Raw genomic sequence first — 15,768 nt, forward strand, 5'->3', positions numbered from 1 at the left:
TCGTGTGAACTGCACCGCTCATCGGCTCGTCGCCGGGGTCGGGCCCTCAACGGAGTTATCCTCGGTTCCTAGACCCGAGGAGCGTGGTTGAGCCAGGACACCGAACCCGCCCAGACGTCGCAGCCCGTGCCCGCACGGCCGCCGTCGGCGACGAGGCGCGTGCGCGCGCGGCTGGCACGTCGGATCACCGCCCAGCGCGCCGCGCCGGTCAAGCAGGTGCTCGAACCGCTGGCCGCCGTCCACCGCGACCTGCACCCGAAGGCCGACCTGGCGCTGCTCCAGCACGCCTACGACGTGGCGGAGGAGAAGCACCGCCCGCAGCGGCGCAAGTCCGGCGACCCCTACATCACGCACCCGCTCGCCGTGGCGACGATCCTGGCCGAGCTGGGCATGGACACCACCACGCTGGTCGCCGCCCTCCTGCACGACACGGTGGAGGACACCGACTACTCGCTGGACCAGCTGCGGGTCGACTTCGGCACCGAGGTCTCGCTCCTCGTGGACGGCGTCACCAAGCTCGACAAGGTCAAGCTCGGCGCGGCGGCCGAGGCGGAGACCATCCGCAAGATGGTCATCGCCATGGCCAAGGACCCCCGGGTGCTGGTCATCAAGCTCGCCGACCGGCTGCACAACATGCGCACCATGCGGTTCCTCCCGCCGGAGAAGCAGGCCCGCAAGGCGCGCGAGACGCTGGAGGTGCTGGCGCCGCTGGCGCACCGCCTCGGCATGGCGACGGTGAAGTGGGAGCTCGAGGACCTGGCGTTCGCGATCCTCCAGCCGAAGAAGTACGACGAGATCGTGCGCCTGGTGGCCAACCGCGCGCCGTCGCGCGACACGTACCTGGGCGGGGTGATCACCGAGCTGTCCCAGCAGATGGCGGCGGCCCAGATCACGGCCAAGGTCGAGGGCAGGCCCAAGCACTACTACTCGATCCACCAGAAGATGATCGTGCGCGGTCGGGACTTCGACGACATCCACGACCTGGTGGGCGTGCGCATCCAGGTGGACGAGGTCCGCGACTGCTACGCGGCGATGGGTGTCGTGCACGCGCTGTGGCAGCCGATGCCGGGCCGGTTCAAGGACTACATCGCGCAGCCCCGGTTCGGGGTGTACCAGTCGTTGCACACGACGGTCATCGGACCGGACGGCAAGCCGCTGGAAGTGCAGATCCGCACCTACGACATGCACCGGACCGCCGAGTACGGCATCGCGGCGCACTGGCGGTACAAGGAGACGCGCGGCACGCACAGCGGCAAGGGCGTCGAGGTCGACGAGATGGCCTGGATGCGCCAGCTGCTCGACTGGCAGCGCGAGGCCGCCGACCCCGGCGAGTTCCTGGAGTCGCTGCGGTTCGACCTGGCCGCGCGGGAGATCTTCGTCTTCACGCCGAAGGGCGACGTGGTGACGTTGCCGACCGGGTCCACGCCGGTCGACTTCGCGTACGCCGTGCACACCGAGGTGGGTCACCGGTGCATCGGCGCGCGGGTGAACGGTCGGCTCGTCGCGCTGGAGCGCAAGCTCGAGAACGGCGAGGTCATCGAGATCTTCACCTCGAAGGCGGAGGGCGCGGGCCCGTCCCGCGACTGGCTGTCGTTCGCGGCCTCGCCCAGGGCCAAGGCGAAGATCAAGCAGTGGTTCGCGAAGGAGCGCAAGGAAGAGGCCATCGAGGTCGGCAAGGACGCCATCGCGAAGGAGGTCCGACGCGTCGGGCTCCCGTTGCAGAGGCTGGTGTCGGCCGACTCGATGGGCGCGCTGTCGAAGGAGCTGCACTACCCCGACGTGTCGGCGCTGTACGCGGCCGTGGGGGAGGGGCACACGTCCGCGCGGCACGTCGTGCAGCGGCTGGTGGCGCAGCTCGGCGGGGTGGAGCACGCCGAGGAAGAGCTGGCGGAGCGGTCGACGCCGTCCACGGTAGCGCGGCGGCGGGTCACCGGCGACGCGGGTGTCGTCGTCAAGGACGCGGCCGACGTCTGGGTCAAGCTGGCGCGCTGCTGCACGCCCGTGCCGGGTGACGACATCCTCGGCTTCGTGACCCGCGGTGGCGGCGTGTCGGTGCACCGGACGGACTGCACCAACGCGGACGAGCTGCTCAAGACGCCCGAGCGGCTGCTGGACGTCGAGTGGGCGCCGTCGTCGTCCTCGGTGTTCCTGGTGGCGATCCAGGTGGAGGCGCTGGACCGGCACCGGCTGCTGTCGGACGTGACGAAGGTGCTCGCCGACGAGAAGGTCAACATCCTGTCGGCGTCGGTGACGACGTCGCGGGACCGGGTCGCGGTGTCGCGGTTCTCGTTCGAGATGGGCGACCCGAAGCACCTCGGTCACGTGCTGAAGGCGGTTCGCAGCGTGGAGGGCGTGTACGACGTGTACCGGGTGACGTCGGCGTCGTGACCGGGTGACGTCGGCGTTCTGACCGGCCGACCGCGCCTACGCGTCCGACGCGTCCGACGCGCGGGGCTCGTCCACGGCCAAGGGCTCCTTCTCGGCCTTGGCCGCCAGGAGCAGCACCAGCAGGCCCAGCACGACGGTCGTCACCCCGAGCGCGACCTGGACCCCGGTGATGGCCGACAGCCCTCCGACCGCGGGCCGCATGAGCGCCATCCCGACGTAGCTCGCCCCGATCACCTTCGCCTGGTCCTTGACCGAACCCCGCCCGGCCGCGCTCAGCGCCAACGGGTGGGCGGGTTGCAGGCCCAGCCCGGCCATGGCCAGGCCGATCGCGACGACCGTCACCGAGTCCGACCACGTCGCGGCCACCATGCCGACGATCCCGACGGCCGCCGTGACCCGCAGGACGACCGTCGCGCCGTAGCGGTCGGCCAGCGGACCGCAGACGAAGAGGATGACGGTGGCGCCGGCGATGAAGGTGACGTTCCCGATCCCGTACATCGTCGGCGGGGCGCCCAGTTCGCGGAACACCAGGCTCGCCCAGTCCATCACCGCGAGCTGCATGCCCAAGCCGGCGGCGGCCAGCACGCACAACGCCGTGACGGGCACCTTCCGGCTCGGAGCGGCGTTGCGCACCGGGGTTCGCCGGGGCGCGGGCAGGTACCGCCACACCGCGAGGACGATGAAGCACCCCGCGAGCCCCACCGCGATGGCGTACGGGCCGACGCCGGTCCGCCCGGCGGTCGCCGCACCCGCGCTCGCGCCGAGCAGCGAGCCCAGCGCGGCGGGGATGTCGAGGAAGGTGATCAGCGTGCGGCCGGTCTGCTTCTCGGCGTCGGTGGCGGAGCGGGCCATGCCGAGGTCCAGCAAGGCGTTGACCGCCCCGCTGGCCAGGAAGGCCGCGAACAGCATCGTCCACGAGCCGGCCAGGCCGATCAGCGGCGTCAGCACGCAGAACGACAGGGCTCCCAGCCGGGCGGCGGCCCGTGCGCCGTAGCGGTCGGCGAGGCGGGGCGCCAGCGTGAGGACGACCGCCGTCAGGCCGACCGCCTGGCCGAGGAGGGCCAGCGCCAGGCTCTCGGCGGACAGGCCGAGGGACGTCACGATCTCCGCGTAGCGGGGCGCGAGCGCCGCCGACAGCGCCGTGTTGACGAAGTACAGCCCGCCCAGCGCGATCATCGGCCACAGTGCGGATCGCTGCTTCACAGCCCCCTCCGGTGGCCGGCGCTCCTCACGATCGGATTCGTCACCCGGTCGGCCGTGAAGCCGGGAGACCTCTCGGCGATGCCGGCCAGATCCCCCTTGTGCTCCCGGATCTTCTCGAAGACCCGGTCCAGCCATACCGGGAAGTCGGGGTGCCGGAGGAACTTGTTGTGGATGAAGATCGCCCGGTCGTGCACGAGCGTCGAACCGGGGTAGGAGAGCTCCGCGCCACCGACGCAGGTGCTCCACGCCGGGTCCTGGTGAGTGGGGGTGAAACCCGCTTCCGCCCAGATGCCCTCCGCGGTGAGCGCCAGCCGGAGGTCGTCCGGCGTCAGGCCCCACTCGTCCTCCAGCGCCTCGGTGCACAGCATGTAGAGGCAGAAGAAGGGCGGGTACTCGGCGTCGACCGGAGGCACCCACAGGACCGGTGTGGGGAACCGCCCGCGATCCCGCACCAGGTCGGTGATGACGCGCCGGTTCTCCCGCACCTGCAACCGGTAGTGCAGCGCTCGCAACCACTGGACGAGCATCAGCACCGCCGGCTGCTCGCCCATCCGCTGGTTGCCGGCCGGGACCGGTCCGAGGTCGGCGGCCGGGATCGGGTCGCCGCGCTCGGGCCCGTTGCCGCAATCGGTGTCCGCCCGGACGAGCGCCGCCAGGTACGGGTCCGAGGCCACGACCATCCCGCCCTCGCACGACGGGGTCGCCTTCCCCTCGCCGTGAGCCGAGATGGAGGCGGTCGGGGCCGGTCGGCCGTCGTAGCGGGCCGCGCCGCCCAACGCGTTGTCGTGGTGCACGGCGACGTCGTGCCGCTCGCCGAGTTCGACGATCTCCTCGATCGGGCCGAAGTTGCCGTACATGGTCGCGGGGACCACGGCCAGCACGCGGTCGGCGTGGCGGTCCAGGTAGTCGGCGACGACCTCGCTGTCCATCGTGGCGTCCGGCCGTGCGTCGATCGGCACCAGCGTCGGCGTGCGACCCAGTTCGGCCGCCACGCCCAACCGGACGCCGTGGTGGGCCGAGGCGTGGGTCAGGTCGGCGACGAGCACCTCGTCACGCCCGTCGGCCCACTCCAGGCCACGTCGGCGCAGTTGTGCGCGGAGGCCACTGGCGATCGCCAGCGTGCCGTTGGGCTGGCCGACGCCGTAGCGATACCCCGTGGTGTCGGCCACCACCTGCTCGAGGATTGCCCGCCACTTCGCCGGGACGTGGCTGAACCCCACCCACTGGCCGCTGTCGGTGACCTCGGTGAGCGCCGCCGTCTCGATCAGTCCGGACAGGGGCCAGATCGGGGCGTCCTCCGCTGTGACGACCGGGTCGCCGCCGAGGGCTGCCGGCATCGTGCTCATGACTCCACTCCTGTCTGTGCGTTGTGGGCGGACTTCGCGTTGGGGACGGACTTCAAGAGCCCGCGATGGGCAGCCGCTCCTCGACCGGGCCGCCGATCGCGATCGACTCGCCGGACCGCGCCGACACCAGGGCCAGGTCCACCATGCGCTGGAGCGTGACGGCTTCGTCCGCGGTGACGACCGCGGTGCTGAGCCCCAGCGCGGAGTCCCTGAAGTTGGCCAGCTGGTCGCGGATCGCCTCGCGGACCAGTCTCGGCCGTGCGCGGGCGAGCGGCGCGGCGGAGCCGTGGAACCGGGGGAGCAGGTCCGGCGCCATGGCGGTCTGGTGCGTCGGCATGGGCAGCCGCAGTCGTCCGAGCGGCCCTTCCACCTCCAGGTGGGTTTCCTCTCCGACGAGGGTGTGGGACGCGTACGCCACCGCGACGGTCGCGGTGGACCCGTTGCCCATCCGAACGGTCAGCGAGGCGTTGTCGGTCGCGTCCCGGTCCGGTTCCGGCGGCACGTGGTTCCAGGTCGTGGCCTCGACCGCGACGGGGTCCGGGCAGTTCATCAGGTACCAGGAGAGGTCGAGCACGTGCACACCCAGGTCGGTCAGGGCGCCTCCCGCGCTCTCCCGGAATCCGGCCGGGCTCCACTGCGGGAAGCCTCGGCGGCGCAGCCACCTGCCGGTGATCCTGAGTGGCTGACCGACCGCCCGGACGATTTCCACGCAGTCCCGGAAGACGTGCCGGTACAGCAGTCCGTAGGTGAGGACCAGTCCTCGCTCGTCGGCCGCCTCCGCCATCCGGGCGGCTTCTGCCACGTTGGTCGCGGGTGGTTTTTCGCACATGACGTGCTTGCCCGCCTGAAGGGCTTCCAGGGTGAGCGCGCAGTGCGACGCCGGCCAGGTGCAGATGCTGACGACGTCCACCGCGTCGAGCAGTTCGCGAAGTCCGAGTTGCCTGATGCCGAAGGTCGCGCACATCCGCTCGGCGCGCGGGGCGTCCCGATCGTGTGCCGCGACCAGTTCCACTCCCGGTATTTCCTGGTACGCGGACGCGTGGTTGTGCGCCATCTGCCCGCATCCAATGATTCCGGCTTTGAGTTTCTTCACGGCTGGCGTCCCGATCCTATCGAGTCGGCGAGTGTGCTATTCGTTTCGCGTGTTCGTGGACCTTCCGCACCGCGACGGCGTACGACTCGACGAAGTCGTCGCTCAACGCGGCGGCGTGTTCGATGACCAGGACCGACTCGTACAGGCGTGCCGCCACGGGGCAGTCGTACCGGCTCGGGTCGAGTTCGTCGGTCCCGTGCACGGTCCCGATCAGCGGGTCTTCCGCCGGTTGGTACAGGCGCGAGCGGTTCAACGGTTCGTAGACCCGTGACACCTCGACGTCCAGCTCGGCCGTGAGGGCCTGCGCCAGCAGGTCCGGGGACAGGCCGCCCCACTGTTCGCGGGGGTAGCGGGCGGCCCACTTGTAGGTCGGGGCGACGACGTCCGGCTGAGCCGGGAACGGGTCGACCCCGGGCAGGCTCGTCGCGAGGTCGTCGAGTCGGCGCCAGACCTCGGTCCGCGCCGCCTGGCGCGTCTCGAACTCGTCGAGCTGCGCTCGCGCGAGAGCCGCGGACAGGCCGGGCAGCCGGTCGTTGCCGGCGGGGATCCCGATGGCGTCACCGCAGGGCCGGCCGCAGTTCGCCAGCGAGCAGAGCTGCTCCGCGAGCAGGCCGTCCCGCGTGGTGATCATGCCGCCTTCGCCGCAGGTGAGCGTCTTGCTGGCCTGGAGGCTGAAGGTGCCGGCCGTGCCGATGGCGCCGACGGGCTCACCCCGGTAGCGCGCACCGTGCGCGTGCGCGCAGTCCTCGATCAACGCGATCCCGCGCTCGTCGGCGATGCGCTTCAGCTCCCCGAGGTCGGCGACCCGGTTGTACAGGTGCACCGCGATGATCGCGAACGTCCTGTCGTCGACGAGCGCCTCGACCGAGGACGGGTCCAGGCAGAGGGTCTGCTCGTCGACGTCGGCCAAGCGCGGCACGAAGCCCTTCTCGAGCGCGGCGGTCGCCGTGGCGCTCCACGTCAGGGCGGGGACGATCACGTTGTCCCCGACTACCGGCTTCCTCAGCCCGAGCCGTCGCGCGTGAGCGGAGATCGCGGTCAGCGCCAGCGCGATCGCCCTGGTCCCGTTGCTCACGGGGATGCTGTGGAAGTCGTTCGCGCCATTGCCGTGGACCTGGGTGAATTCCCGGGAGAGGGCCTCCTGCTCCGCGCCCAGCGACCCGACGGGCAGCAGGAGCGGCTCGGCTTCGCACGGCGCGCTGAGCGCCTGGGACGCGGGTTGGAAATCCGCCGCCCGCAAGTAGGAGACGACGCGCGACCGGTCCGCACCGGTGATTATCGGCGTGCGCGTGGCCGATCCCGGATCGCGGACCGGGGGTCCGCCGAGGGCGACCGGGAGTTCGTCAAGATTTCTCATGGTCAGTCCCGGAGGTCGGAATTTCTGCCAAGGTGCGCCGGCGCGCCGATCACTTGGTCGGCATTCACGCCGGGCGGGCTGTCCGAATTGGACGCAGAGGTGATCTTCGGTCCCCAGACCTCGTCCTTGGCTTCATGACGAGACAGTGTTTCCCCGCTCCCGAACGGCACAAACGCCACTGCGGGATTCGTTTCTGCCCGGTCCGCTTGGAATACGCGAAACGCGCTGATCAATTCCCGCGCGATCACCGTCATTTCACGTCGCCTGGTATGGAGAAAATGTCCTGCCCGGACGCACGAAGCGCCCGCGGCCCGATCCTCCTTCAAGGACCGGGCCGCGGGCGCGTCAGCGAAACGTAAGGGGCCGGTGGGACCATCCGAGGATGTCGGCCTCACCGGGGCCGACGGGGAAGACGAAGGGGCCCGCTACTCCTCTCCCGAGTAGCGGGCCCCTTCGTGTCCGGGTGGCTGCCGTCGCAGGGGTTAAGCGACCGCGACCGACTCGAACTTGACTTCCTTGTTCGGCTTGCCGCCGCCGGGGCTCGGGTCGAACGCGCCGTCGTGGCCCGCGCGGGCCACCTCGTCGATCAACTTGAGACCGGCCTCGTCGAGGCTGCCGAAGACGGTGTAGTCGGGCGACAGCTGGGCATCGCCGTAGACGATGAAGAACTGGCTGCCGTTGGTGCCCTTCTGCGTCGCCTGGTCGAGGCCGGCGTTCGCCATGGCCAGGTAGCCGCGGCCGTAGGTCAGCTCCGGCCACGTCTCGTTGTCGAACGTGTAGCCGGGGCCGCCGGTGCCGGTGCCCGTCGGGTCGCCGCACTGCAGCATCTGCAGGCCCTCGGTGCCGATGCGGTGGCACGTGCTGCCGTCGTAGTAGCCCTGCTTGACCAGGCTGACGAAGCTGTTCACGGCGCACGGCGCCAGGGCGCGGTCCAGGGTCAGCTTCAGCTCGCCGATGTTGGCCTTGATGGTGGCGGTGGCGGTGCCGGTCGCGGGGGCGCTCGCCTCGGGGGCCTTGGTGCCCTCCTTGGACGCGGGCTCCGTCGACGGCCGGTACTCGCACGTGGCCGGGTCCGCGATGGGCGTCGGGCGCGTGGGCAGCGCCTTCACCTCGGTCGGGATCTCGATCGGGGCCGGGGTGGTCGAGCTGGCGGCGGCGTCGTCGCCGGTGCTGCTGAAGTCGGTCGTGGCGAGGAAGTACACACCGCCCGCGATGACGACGACGGTGACCGCCGTCGCGACGACCGCGATCACCCGGCGCCGCTTCGCGCGCTCCGCCCTGCGGACGAGCTGGCGTTCCAGCTTCCGCTTGGCCTGCTCGCGGCGCTGCACGTTGGTCGGCACCTGCAACCTCCCTGATCTCTGCGTCGACGGCGACGATCGGTCAGCAGTCTAGGGGGCGGGTATGTGACTGGTGTATGCCGGATAGGCTGCTCGGCGTGGTCCACAGCGATCCGTTGTCGATCCGTTGCCGTCGAGAGGTGATCCCGTGCTGGTGATCGGGTTCCCGACCGGCGCTCTGATGGCCAACTGCTTCGTGCTGGCCACGGGCGCGGGCGGGCCGTGCGTGGTGGTCGATCCGGGCCAGGGCGCGGCCGAGCGGGTCGCCGAGGCGTTGCGCGAGCACCGGCTCTCCCCGGTCGCCGTGCTGCTCACGCACGGGCACTTCGACCACACGTTCTCCGTCGCGCCCGTCTGCGACGGCAACGACATCCCCGCGTGGATCCACCCCGACGACCGCGAGATGCTGGCCGACCCGCTCAAGGGCATCAGCGCGCAGTCGCGGGCCTCCTTCGGCGGCAACCTGGAGATGCGGGAGCCGGGCGAGGTGCGCGAGCTGACCGACGGCGCCGAGCTGGACCTGGCCGGCCTCCGGCTGACCGTCGACCACACACCCGGCCATACCGGCGGGTCGGTGATGTTCCGGACCGGCACCGAGGAGGGCGGACGGCTCGTGCTGTCCGGCGACACCCTCTTCGCGGGCTCCATCGGACGCACCGACCTGCCGGGCGGCAACCACCGCGAGATCCTGACGTCGCTGCGCACGAAGGTGCTGACGTTGGCCGACGACACGGTGGTCCTGCCCGGCCACGGACCGACGACGACCATCGGTCGCGAGCGCGTGAGCAACCCGTTCCTGCTGGAACTGGCCTCACCGGGCGCGCCGGCCGCACCGCACCGAGGACTGTAGAGACCCGTGACGACCCCCTTCGCCGCGCCCAAGGGCGTTCCCGACTACTTCCCGCCCACCTCGGCGTCGTTCCTGGCGGTGCGCGACACGTTGGTGGAGTCGGCGCGCCGCGCCGGCTACGGCTACATCGAGCTGCCCGTCTTCGAGGACACCGCGTTGTTCGCGCGGGGCGTCGGCGAGTCGACCGACGTGGTCAGCAAGGAGATGTACACGTTCACCGACCGCGGCGGGCGGTCCATCACGCTGCGGCCCGAGGGCACGGCGGGCGTCATGCGGGCCGTCATCGAGCACGGCCTCGACCGGGGCCAGTTGCCCGTGAAGCTCGCGTACGCGGGCCAGTTCTTCCGCGCCGAACAGCCGCAGGCAGGTCGTTACCGCCAGTTCCACCAGGTCGGCGTGGAGGCGGTCGGCGTCGACGACCCGGCCCTGGACGCCGAGGTCATCGCCATCGCCGACGCCGGCTTCCGGGCGCTGGGCCTGACCGGTTTCCGCCTCGAACTGACGTCACTCGGCGACTCCACGTGCCGCCCGCAGTACCGGGAGAAGCTCCAGGCCTTCCTCGCCGAGCTGCCCCTGGACGACGAGACCCGCCGACGCGCCGAGCTGAACCCGCTGCGCGTGCTGGACGACAAGCGCCCCGAGGTCCGCGAACTCGTCGCCGACGCGCCCCTCATGGTGGACAACCTCTCCGCCGAGTCCCTCGCCCACTACGAGCAGGTCAAGGGCTACCTCAACGAGCTGGGCGTGAAGTTCGTGGAGAACCCGCGGATGGTCCGCGGCCTCGACTACTACACGAAGACGACCTTCGAGTTCGTGCACGACGGCCTGGGCGCCCAATCCGGCATCGGCGGCGGCGGTCGCTACGACGGCCTCATGGAACAACTCGGCGGCCAACCGCTGTCCGGCGTCGGCTTCGGCCTCGGCGTCGACCGCGCGCTGCTCGCCTGCCAGGTGGAGGGCGTCACGCCGGGCGACCAGACCCGCTGCGACGTCTACGGCGTGCCGCTGGGCGAGGCCGCGAAGTCCCGCCTGGTCGCCCTCTCCGCTCCTTTGCGCGCCGCCGGTGTGCGGTTCGACCTGTCCTATGGTGGCAAGGGCCTCAAGGGCGCGATGAAGGGCGCCGACCGCTCGGGCGCGCGCTTCGCCCTCGTCCTGGGCGAGCGCGACATCGAGGCCGGTGTCGTGCAGGTGAAGGAGTTGTCGTCGGGCGACCAGCGCGAGGTGCCGCTGGCGGACGTGGTGATCTCAGTGCTGGAGGCGTTGGGCCGGTGAGCGAGCGGATTGCCCTTGACCTGCTTGACCCGAAGGCGGTGCGCAAACGCGCGCGGACGGTGGCCATCGGCGCGCTGATCGTCGCCGCCGCGTTCGGCGGGTTGCTCGGGCTGCTCGCCGGCCGGACCGCCGGGCTCGTCGCGGCGGCCGTCTTCGCCGTCCCCCTCCTGCTGCTGGCCTGGTCGGAAGCCAGGAGACGGGTGTGGCTGGAGGGCCACGTCCTCTCCGTCCGCGCCTTCGGCACGCGTTCGGTCGACCTGCACACCGCCGACCAGCTGGACCTGCTGGTGACCGACGTCCGAGGCGCCCGCACCGTCGGCCTCTTCGTCCGCGGCGGCGGCAAGGCGATCAACCTCGCGCTGGCCATCTACGCCGGGACGGGCGGCCGCGAACAGGGCGTCCTCCCACTGCGCAAGCTGGCCGACGTGCTGGCCGGCCGAGGCGACCCCCCTGGCCTCGTCTTCTCCGAACTCCTGGTCGCCCAACTGCGCGCCGAGGCCCGGGGCCTGGCCGCCGCCGACCGCCCGCTCTACCAACTGGGCTCCAAAGCCCCGACCGGCCGCCTCGCCCAGAAGCTGAACCCGGAAGCCATCTCCCGCTTCGTCTCCACCCTCGACCAACCCTGACACCACCACCACACTGTTCACTGACACGCCCTTGCCCACGCCCTTCCCCAAAGGAAGGGCTTCGTGTCATCCCGCCGACCTGGCTCCGCCCTACCGCGCGTGTCAAGGGGGGCGCTGTTCACCGATGCCCGCACCGTCCACTGATGTCGCCCCCCTTGATACGTGTGGTAGCCCGTAGGGAGGTCGGTGGGATGACACGAAACCCGACCAACAACGGACCCGCCGCCGAACCACCCACCGGCCCGTCATCCTGCTGATCTGCCCGTCCGGCGAGGACTCTTTAAAGCACCTACTCCACCCTGCCCATCCACCCTGCCCGCCCATCCACCCTGCCCATCCACCCTGCCCGCCCACCACCCTGCCCATCCGCCTTAATCGTCGGGCAATCCCCACGTGCCCTTGGGCGGCGCGGGGGACTGGGTGGCCGTCGCGTCGGTCGTCGCCGGCGCGCCGCCGATGAACCGGATCAGCGAGTCGTCGTGCTCGACCCGCCCCGGGAACGGGTCACCGGCCGTCAGCCGGGTCAACGCCGCCACCGGCAGCTCGACGTGCGACCCGACCAGCACGAAGTTGCCGAACCGCCTGCCCTTGAGCACCGCCGGCTCCGCCAGCACGCACACGTGCGGGAACACCGCGCGGACCGTCGCGGCCTGGGCCCTGGCGAACGCCAGCTTCCCGCCGTCACCGATGTTGGCCGCGTAGACGCCACCGGCCCGCAGCGCCCGCGACGCCAACGCCACGAACTCCACCGACGTCAGGTGCGCGGGCGTCCGCGACCCGGCGAACACGTCCGTCACCACCAGGTCGAACGCCGCCTCGGGCGCCTTCTCCAGCACCGCCCGCGCGTCGCCGTTGCGGATCCGCAGCCGCCAGTTCCGGTCCAACGGCAGCACGCCCCGCACCAGGTCGACCAACGCCGCGTCGATCTCCACCACCTGCTGGCTGGACCGCGGTCGGGTCACCGCGATGTACCGGGGCAACGTGAGCGCGCCGCCGCCCAGGTGCAGCGCCCGGATCGGCTCGCTGCCCGGCGCGACCAGGTCGGCGACGTGGCCGAGCCGCCGCAGGTACTCGAACTCCAGGTGCCCGGGGTCGTCCAGGTCCACGTGGGACTGCGGCGTGCCGTTCAGGCGCAGCATCCACGCCCTCGGCACGTCCGGGTCCGGGATCAGTTCCGCGATGCCCGAGTCGACCTCACGGCTGATGGTCTCGTCGGCTTTCCGGATCCGTCCCACCCGACGATTATCCCAATAGCGACTGCGTGCGGCGCTTGCGGTCCGGCAGGCGGTCGACCAGCCTGCCCAGGCGCTCGGTCGTGCCCTGCAACGGCCCGAGCGCGGCGGCCAGCACGCGGATCGACTCGTCCAGCTGCCCGGTGTTGCCGGCCAACGTGGCGATCCGGGGCTCCAGCTCCGTCAGCTGCCGCTGCACCGCCTCCAGCTGGTGCAACGCCTCGGGCATCTCGTTGGCCAGGAACGTGGCGAGCTGCTCCAGCCGTTCCAGCGTGCCCCGCAGCTCCGCGACCTGCGGCAACGCCTGCGCCAGCGGCGTCAGCTTCTCCAGCGCGTCGGCGATCCGCGGCAACGCGAGCACGCCCGACACCAGCCCGGTGGCGACACGGGCGGTGAGACCCAACACGGTCCGCAGCATGGCGGTACGGTACCGATCCGTGCAGCTCGCCGCAGATGTCCTCACCGCGCTGGTCGCGGCCATCCACCTCTACATCGTCGTGCTGGAGATGTTCCTCTGGAACACGCCGCGCGGCCGTGCGACGTTCGGCACCACGCCCGAGTTCGCCGCCGAGTCGAAGGTGCTGGCCGCCAACCAGGGCCTCTACAACGGCTTCCTGGCCGCCGGGCTGATCTTCGCGCTGATCGCCCGGGGCGACACCGGGTTCGCCTTCGCCGTGTTCTTCCTGGTCTGCGTGATCATCGCGGGCCTGTACGGCGCGGCGACGGTCAGTCGTCGGATCCTGGTCGTGCAGTCCGTGCCCGCCGCGATCGCGTTGCTGCTGGTGGTGCTGGCGAGGTAGCCGGGCGGCGCCACGGACCCTTCGCCGGGTCGTAGCCGGTGCGCAGGTCACCCCTCACGTGCTTGCGCCACAGCGGATCGGCCGCGGTCCGACCACCCGCGTCACCGGCCTCACCCGACCGGCGCGGCTCACCCGACCGGTCCGGCTGACCCGACCCGTCCGGCTGACCCGACCCGTCCGGCCGACCCGACCCGTCCGGCTCACCCGACGCGGGCCCGGACACCGGCTCACGGCCCGCCACGAACGCCGCCAAGGCGGTCGTGATCGGCACCGCCGCCACGAGCCCGATGCTGCCCACCAGCGTCCGCACGACCTCCTGCGCCACCTCCTGCGCGGTCAAAATCTCGCCCAGGCTCCGGCCCGACAGCGTGAACGCCAGCAGCAGCGGCAGCGCCGCGCCCGCGTACGCCATGACCAGCGTGTTCACCACCGACGACAGGTGGTCGCGGCCGATGCGCGACCCCGCCGCGTACAGGTCGCGGAACCCCAGCGACGGGTTCGCCCGCCGCAGCTCCCACACCGCGCTGGTCTGCGTCACGGTCACGTCGTCCAGCACGCCGAGCGCGCCGATGATCGTGCCCGCCAGCAGCAGCCCGCGCGTGTCGATGCCGTGCCCGAGCAGCGACACCAGGTTGGCCGTCTCCTGGTCCAGCCCGGTCAGCTTGCCGAACGCCGAGAACAACGCGCCCAGCACGCAGATCAGGGCCAGGCTCACCAACGTGCCCAGCACCGCCGTGGACGTCCGCGCGGACAACCCGTGCGTCAGGTACAGCACCACGAACATGATCAGCCCCGCGCCGACCACCGCCACGGTCAGCGGGTTCTCGCCGGCCAGGATCGCGGGCAGCACGAACAGCACCAGCACCACGAAGCTCAACGCCAGCGCGCCCAGCGCCGCCAGCCCCTGCCACCGCCCCAGCAGCAGCACGGCCGCCGCGAACAGCACCGCCAGCAGCAGCAACGGCACACCGCGCTGGAAGTCGGCCAGCTGGTAGGACGTGCTGTCGTTCGGGTCGCCGCCGCCGTAGGACAGCACCACCGCGTCGCCCACGGTGAACGTCGGCGTGCCCGGCTGGTCCGGCACCGGGATCCGGATCTCCCGACCGGCCGCCGCGCCGTCGCTCATCTTCACGGTCACCAGCACGCACCCGGTGGCGCCCGGCTCGCCCGTGTCCGGACCGCACCCGCCCTGCGCCACGGCCGTCACGTCGCCGCGCACCGGCACCTGCGCGAGCCCCGCCTCCGCGCCCGTGCGCTGCTCGTGCCCGAACGGGTACAGCAGCAGCGCGCCGACCACGGTCGCGAGCACCAGCGGCAAGAGCAGGACCAGCAGCAGCTTCCGCACACGTCGGGAAGCAGGCCCGACGGGGCCGTGCCCATGGCCGTGTCCATGGGCGGCGATGAGGTCCTTGGTGCGCACGCGCACATACTGCCCGCCCACCCCGGTCGTCCGCATGTCGGACAGTTCGGTGCGAATTTCGGGGTGAGCCCTTCAACCGCGCCCCGGTCGGTGCCACGCTCGCCGCGTGACCACGAACTGGACACCCACCCACGGCCGGTCCTTCGAGCCGGTCCCGTACCGACCGGCCAGGATGCCGGTCGACGAGTCCCTGCGCACGGCCGCCGACCTGCGCGCCCGCATGGGGGACCGCCGCACGGTGCGCATGTTCTCCGCCGATCCCGTGCCCGACCGGGTGGTGCTCGACGCCATCGCGGTCGCCTCCACCGCGCCCAGCGGCGCCCACCAGCAACCCTGGACGTTCGTGCTGGTCAAGGACCCCGCGGTGCGCCGGCGCATCCGTGAGGCCGCCGAGCACGAGGAACGCGTCTCCTACGCGGGCAGGCTCGGCGACGAGTGGCTGGACGCGCTGCGCCCCCTCGGCACCGACGACGTCAAGCCGCACCTGACGGACGCGCCGGAACTCGTCGTCGTGTTCGAGCAGCGGTACTACCTGGAGCCCGACGGCACCCGCCGCAAGCACTACTACGTGGACGAGTCGGTCGGCATCGCGGTCGGCATGCTGCTGACCGCGCTGCACCTGTCCGGGCTCGCCGCGCTGACCCACACGCCGTCGCCGATGAAGTTCCTCGGCGAGGTGCTGGGCCGCCCGCGCAACGAGAAGGCGTTCGCGGTGATCCCGATCGGCTACCCGGCCGACGACTGCGTGGTGCCCGCCCTGGTCCGCAAGTCACTGGACCAAGTCCTCGTCACCGTCTGACCGTCCTCCGGGTCACCAGCCGACCGCCCTCCGGGGTTGATG

Annotated in this window: 15 protein-coding genes; 6 read left to right on the plus strand and 9 right to left on the minus strand. The window is 71.5% G+C overall.

What is annotated here, in order from left to right:
* Positions 1 to 87: 87 nt before the first annotated feature.
* Positions 88 to 2,388: a RelA/SpoT family protein gene (locus tag ACZ7GX_RS03520; protein WP_498772404.1), complete on the plus strand. Its 2,301-nt coding sequence runs from the start codon at positions 88 to 90 to the stop codon at positions 2,386 to 2,388.
* Between the two features lie 36 nt (positions 2,389 to 2,424).
* Here ACZ7GX_RS03520 and ACZ7GX_RS03525 read toward each other — a convergent pair whose 3' ends face one another.
* The 6 genes from ACZ7GX_RS03525 to ACZ7GX_RS03550 form a co-directional block, all read right to left on the minus strand.
* The gene (locus ACZ7GX_RS03525; protein ID WP_498772406.1) at positions 2,425 to 3,591 is read right to left on the minus strand and encodes an MFS transporter; all 1,167 of its coding nucleotides are present in this window, start codon (positions 3,589 to 3,591) and stop codon (positions 2,425 to 2,427) included.
* The gene (locus tag ACZ7GX_RS03530) at positions 3,588 to 4,937 is read right to left on the minus strand and encodes a DegT/DnrJ/EryC1/StrS family aminotransferase (RefSeq protein ID WP_498772408.1); all 1,350 of its coding nucleotides are present in this window, start codon (positions 4,935 to 4,937) and stop codon (positions 3,588 to 3,590) included. The genes ACZ7GX_RS03525 and ACZ7GX_RS03530 overlap by 4 nt, the downstream gene beginning before the upstream one ends.
* A gap of 52 nt (positions 4,938 to 4,989) precedes the next feature.
* Complete coding sequence (locus tag ACZ7GX_RS03535) at positions 4,990 to 6,030, minus strand: Gfo/Idh/MocA family protein (protein WP_498772410.1); 1,041 nt, start codon at positions 6,028 to 6,030, stop codon at positions 4,990 to 4,992.
* 16 nt (positions 6,031 to 6,046) lie between these two features.
* Positions 6,047 to 7,387: a DegT/DnrJ/EryC1/StrS family aminotransferase gene (locus ACZ7GX_RS03540; RefSeq protein WP_498772412.1), complete on the minus strand. Its 1,341-nt coding sequence runs from the start codon at positions 7,385 to 7,387 to the stop codon at positions 6,047 to 6,049.
* Between the two features lie 2 nt (positions 7,388 to 7,389).
* Positions 7,390 to 7,641 carry a hypothetical protein gene (locus ACZ7GX_RS03545; protein WP_498772414.1) on the minus strand — a complete coding sequence of 84 codons (252 nt, stop codon included), beginning with the start codon at positions 7,639 to 7,641 and terminating at the stop codon, positions 7,390 to 7,392.
* 228 nt (positions 7,642 to 7,869) lie between these two features.
* Positions 7,870 to 8,730 carry a peptidylprolyl isomerase gene (locus ACZ7GX_RS03550; protein WP_498772416.1) on the minus strand — a complete coding sequence of 287 codons (861 nt, stop codon included), beginning with the start codon at positions 8,728 to 8,730 and terminating at the stop codon, positions 7,870 to 7,872.
* Positions 8,731 to 8,875: 145 nt separating this feature from the next.
* Between ACZ7GX_RS03550 and ACZ7GX_RS03555 the strand changes: the two genes are divergently transcribed.
* The 3 genes from ACZ7GX_RS03555 to ACZ7GX_RS03565 are packed head-to-tail and all read left to right on the plus strand — an operon-like array spanning position 8,876 to position 11,475.
* Positions 8,876 to 9,577: an MBL fold metallo-hydrolase gene (locus tag ACZ7GX_RS03555; protein ID WP_498772418.1), complete on the plus strand. Its 702-nt coding sequence runs from the start codon at positions 8,876 to 8,878 to the stop codon at positions 9,575 to 9,577.
* 6 nt (positions 9,578 to 9,583) lie between these two features.
* Entirely contained in the window at positions 9,584 to 10,849 is a 1,266-nt protein-coding gene (hisS, locus tag ACZ7GX_RS03560; protein WP_498772420.1) for a histidine--tRNA ligase, read from the plus strand.
* A complete protein-coding gene (locus ACZ7GX_RS03565) occupies positions 10,846 to 11,475 on the plus strand; it encodes a hypothetical protein (protein WP_498772421.1) in 630 nt (209 codons plus the stop codon). The genes hisS and ACZ7GX_RS03565 overlap by 4 nt, the downstream gene beginning before the upstream one ends.
* Positions 11,476 to 11,846: 371 nt before the next feature.
* Here the strand turns inward: ACZ7GX_RS03565 and ACZ7GX_RS03570 are convergent, their stop codons facing one another.
* Positions 11,847 to 12,710, minus strand: a complete 864-nt coding sequence (locus ACZ7GX_RS03570) for a spermidine synthase (RefSeq protein WP_498772423.1) — start codon at positions 12,708 to 12,710, stop codon at positions 11,847 to 11,849.
* 7 nt (positions 12,711 to 12,717) lie between these two features.
* Positions 12,718 to 13,125, minus strand: coding sequence for a hypothetical protein (locus ACZ7GX_RS03575; RefSeq protein WP_498772425.1), 408 nt, complete (start codon positions 13,123 to 13,125; stop codon positions 12,718 to 12,720).
* 19 nt (positions 13,126 to 13,144) lie between these two features.
* On the opposite strand from ACZ7GX_RS03575, the gene ACZ7GX_RS03580 reads away from it, so the two are divergent.
* The gene (locus ACZ7GX_RS03580) at positions 13,145 to 13,507 is read left to right on the plus strand and encodes a DUF1304 domain-containing protein (RefSeq protein ID WP_498772811.1); all 363 of its coding nucleotides are present in this window, start codon (positions 13,145 to 13,147) and stop codon (positions 13,505 to 13,507) included.
* Here the strand turns inward: ACZ7GX_RS03580 and ACZ7GX_RS03585 are convergent.
* Positions 13,434 to 14,927 (minus strand): YibE/F family protein, encoded by a 1,494-nt coding sequence (locus tag ACZ7GX_RS03585; protein ID WP_498772427.1) that lies wholly within the window; start codon positions 14,925 to 14,927, stop codon positions 13,434 to 13,436. The two genes, ACZ7GX_RS03580 and ACZ7GX_RS03585, sit on opposite strands and share 74 nt — an antisense overlap.
* 172 nt (positions 14,928 to 15,099) lie before the next feature.
* Here ACZ7GX_RS03585 and ACZ7GX_RS03590 point away from each other — a divergent pair, with 172 nt between their 5' ends.
* Positions 15,100 to 15,726, plus strand: coding sequence for a nitroreductase family protein (locus ACZ7GX_RS03590; protein ID WP_498772813.1), 627 nt, complete (start codon positions 15,100 to 15,102; stop codon positions 15,724 to 15,726).
* Positions 15,727 to 15,768 lie beyond the last annotated feature (42 nt).

This window comes from Actinosynnema sp. NPDC037264, from assembly GCF_055603705.1.

What these genes read in the sequence shown, in the direction of transcription:
- ACZ7GX_RS03530 (WP_498772408.1), bottom strand. Translation starts at nt 4,937, where the DNA reads ATGAGCACGATGCCGGCAGCCCTCGGCGGCGACCCGGTCGTCACAGCG.
- ACZ7GX_RS03540 (WP_498772412.1), bottom strand. Translation starts at nt 7,387, where the DNA reads ATGAGAAATCTTGACGAACTCCCGGTCGCCCTCGGCGGACCCCCGGTC.
- ACZ7GX_RS03545 (WP_498772414.1), bottom strand. Translation starts at nt 7,641, where the DNA reads ATGACGGTGATCGCGCGGGAATTGATCAGCGCGTTTCGCGTATTCCAA.
- ACZ7GX_RS03575 (WP_498772425.1), bottom strand. Translation starts at nt 13,125, where the DNA reads ATGCTGCGGACCGTGTTGGGTCTCACCGCCCGTGTCGCCACCGGGCTG.
- ACZ7GX_RS03590 (WP_498772813.1), top strand. Translation starts at nt 15,100, where the DNA reads ATGCCGGTCGACGAGTCCCTGCGCACGGCCGCCGACCTGCGCGCCCGC.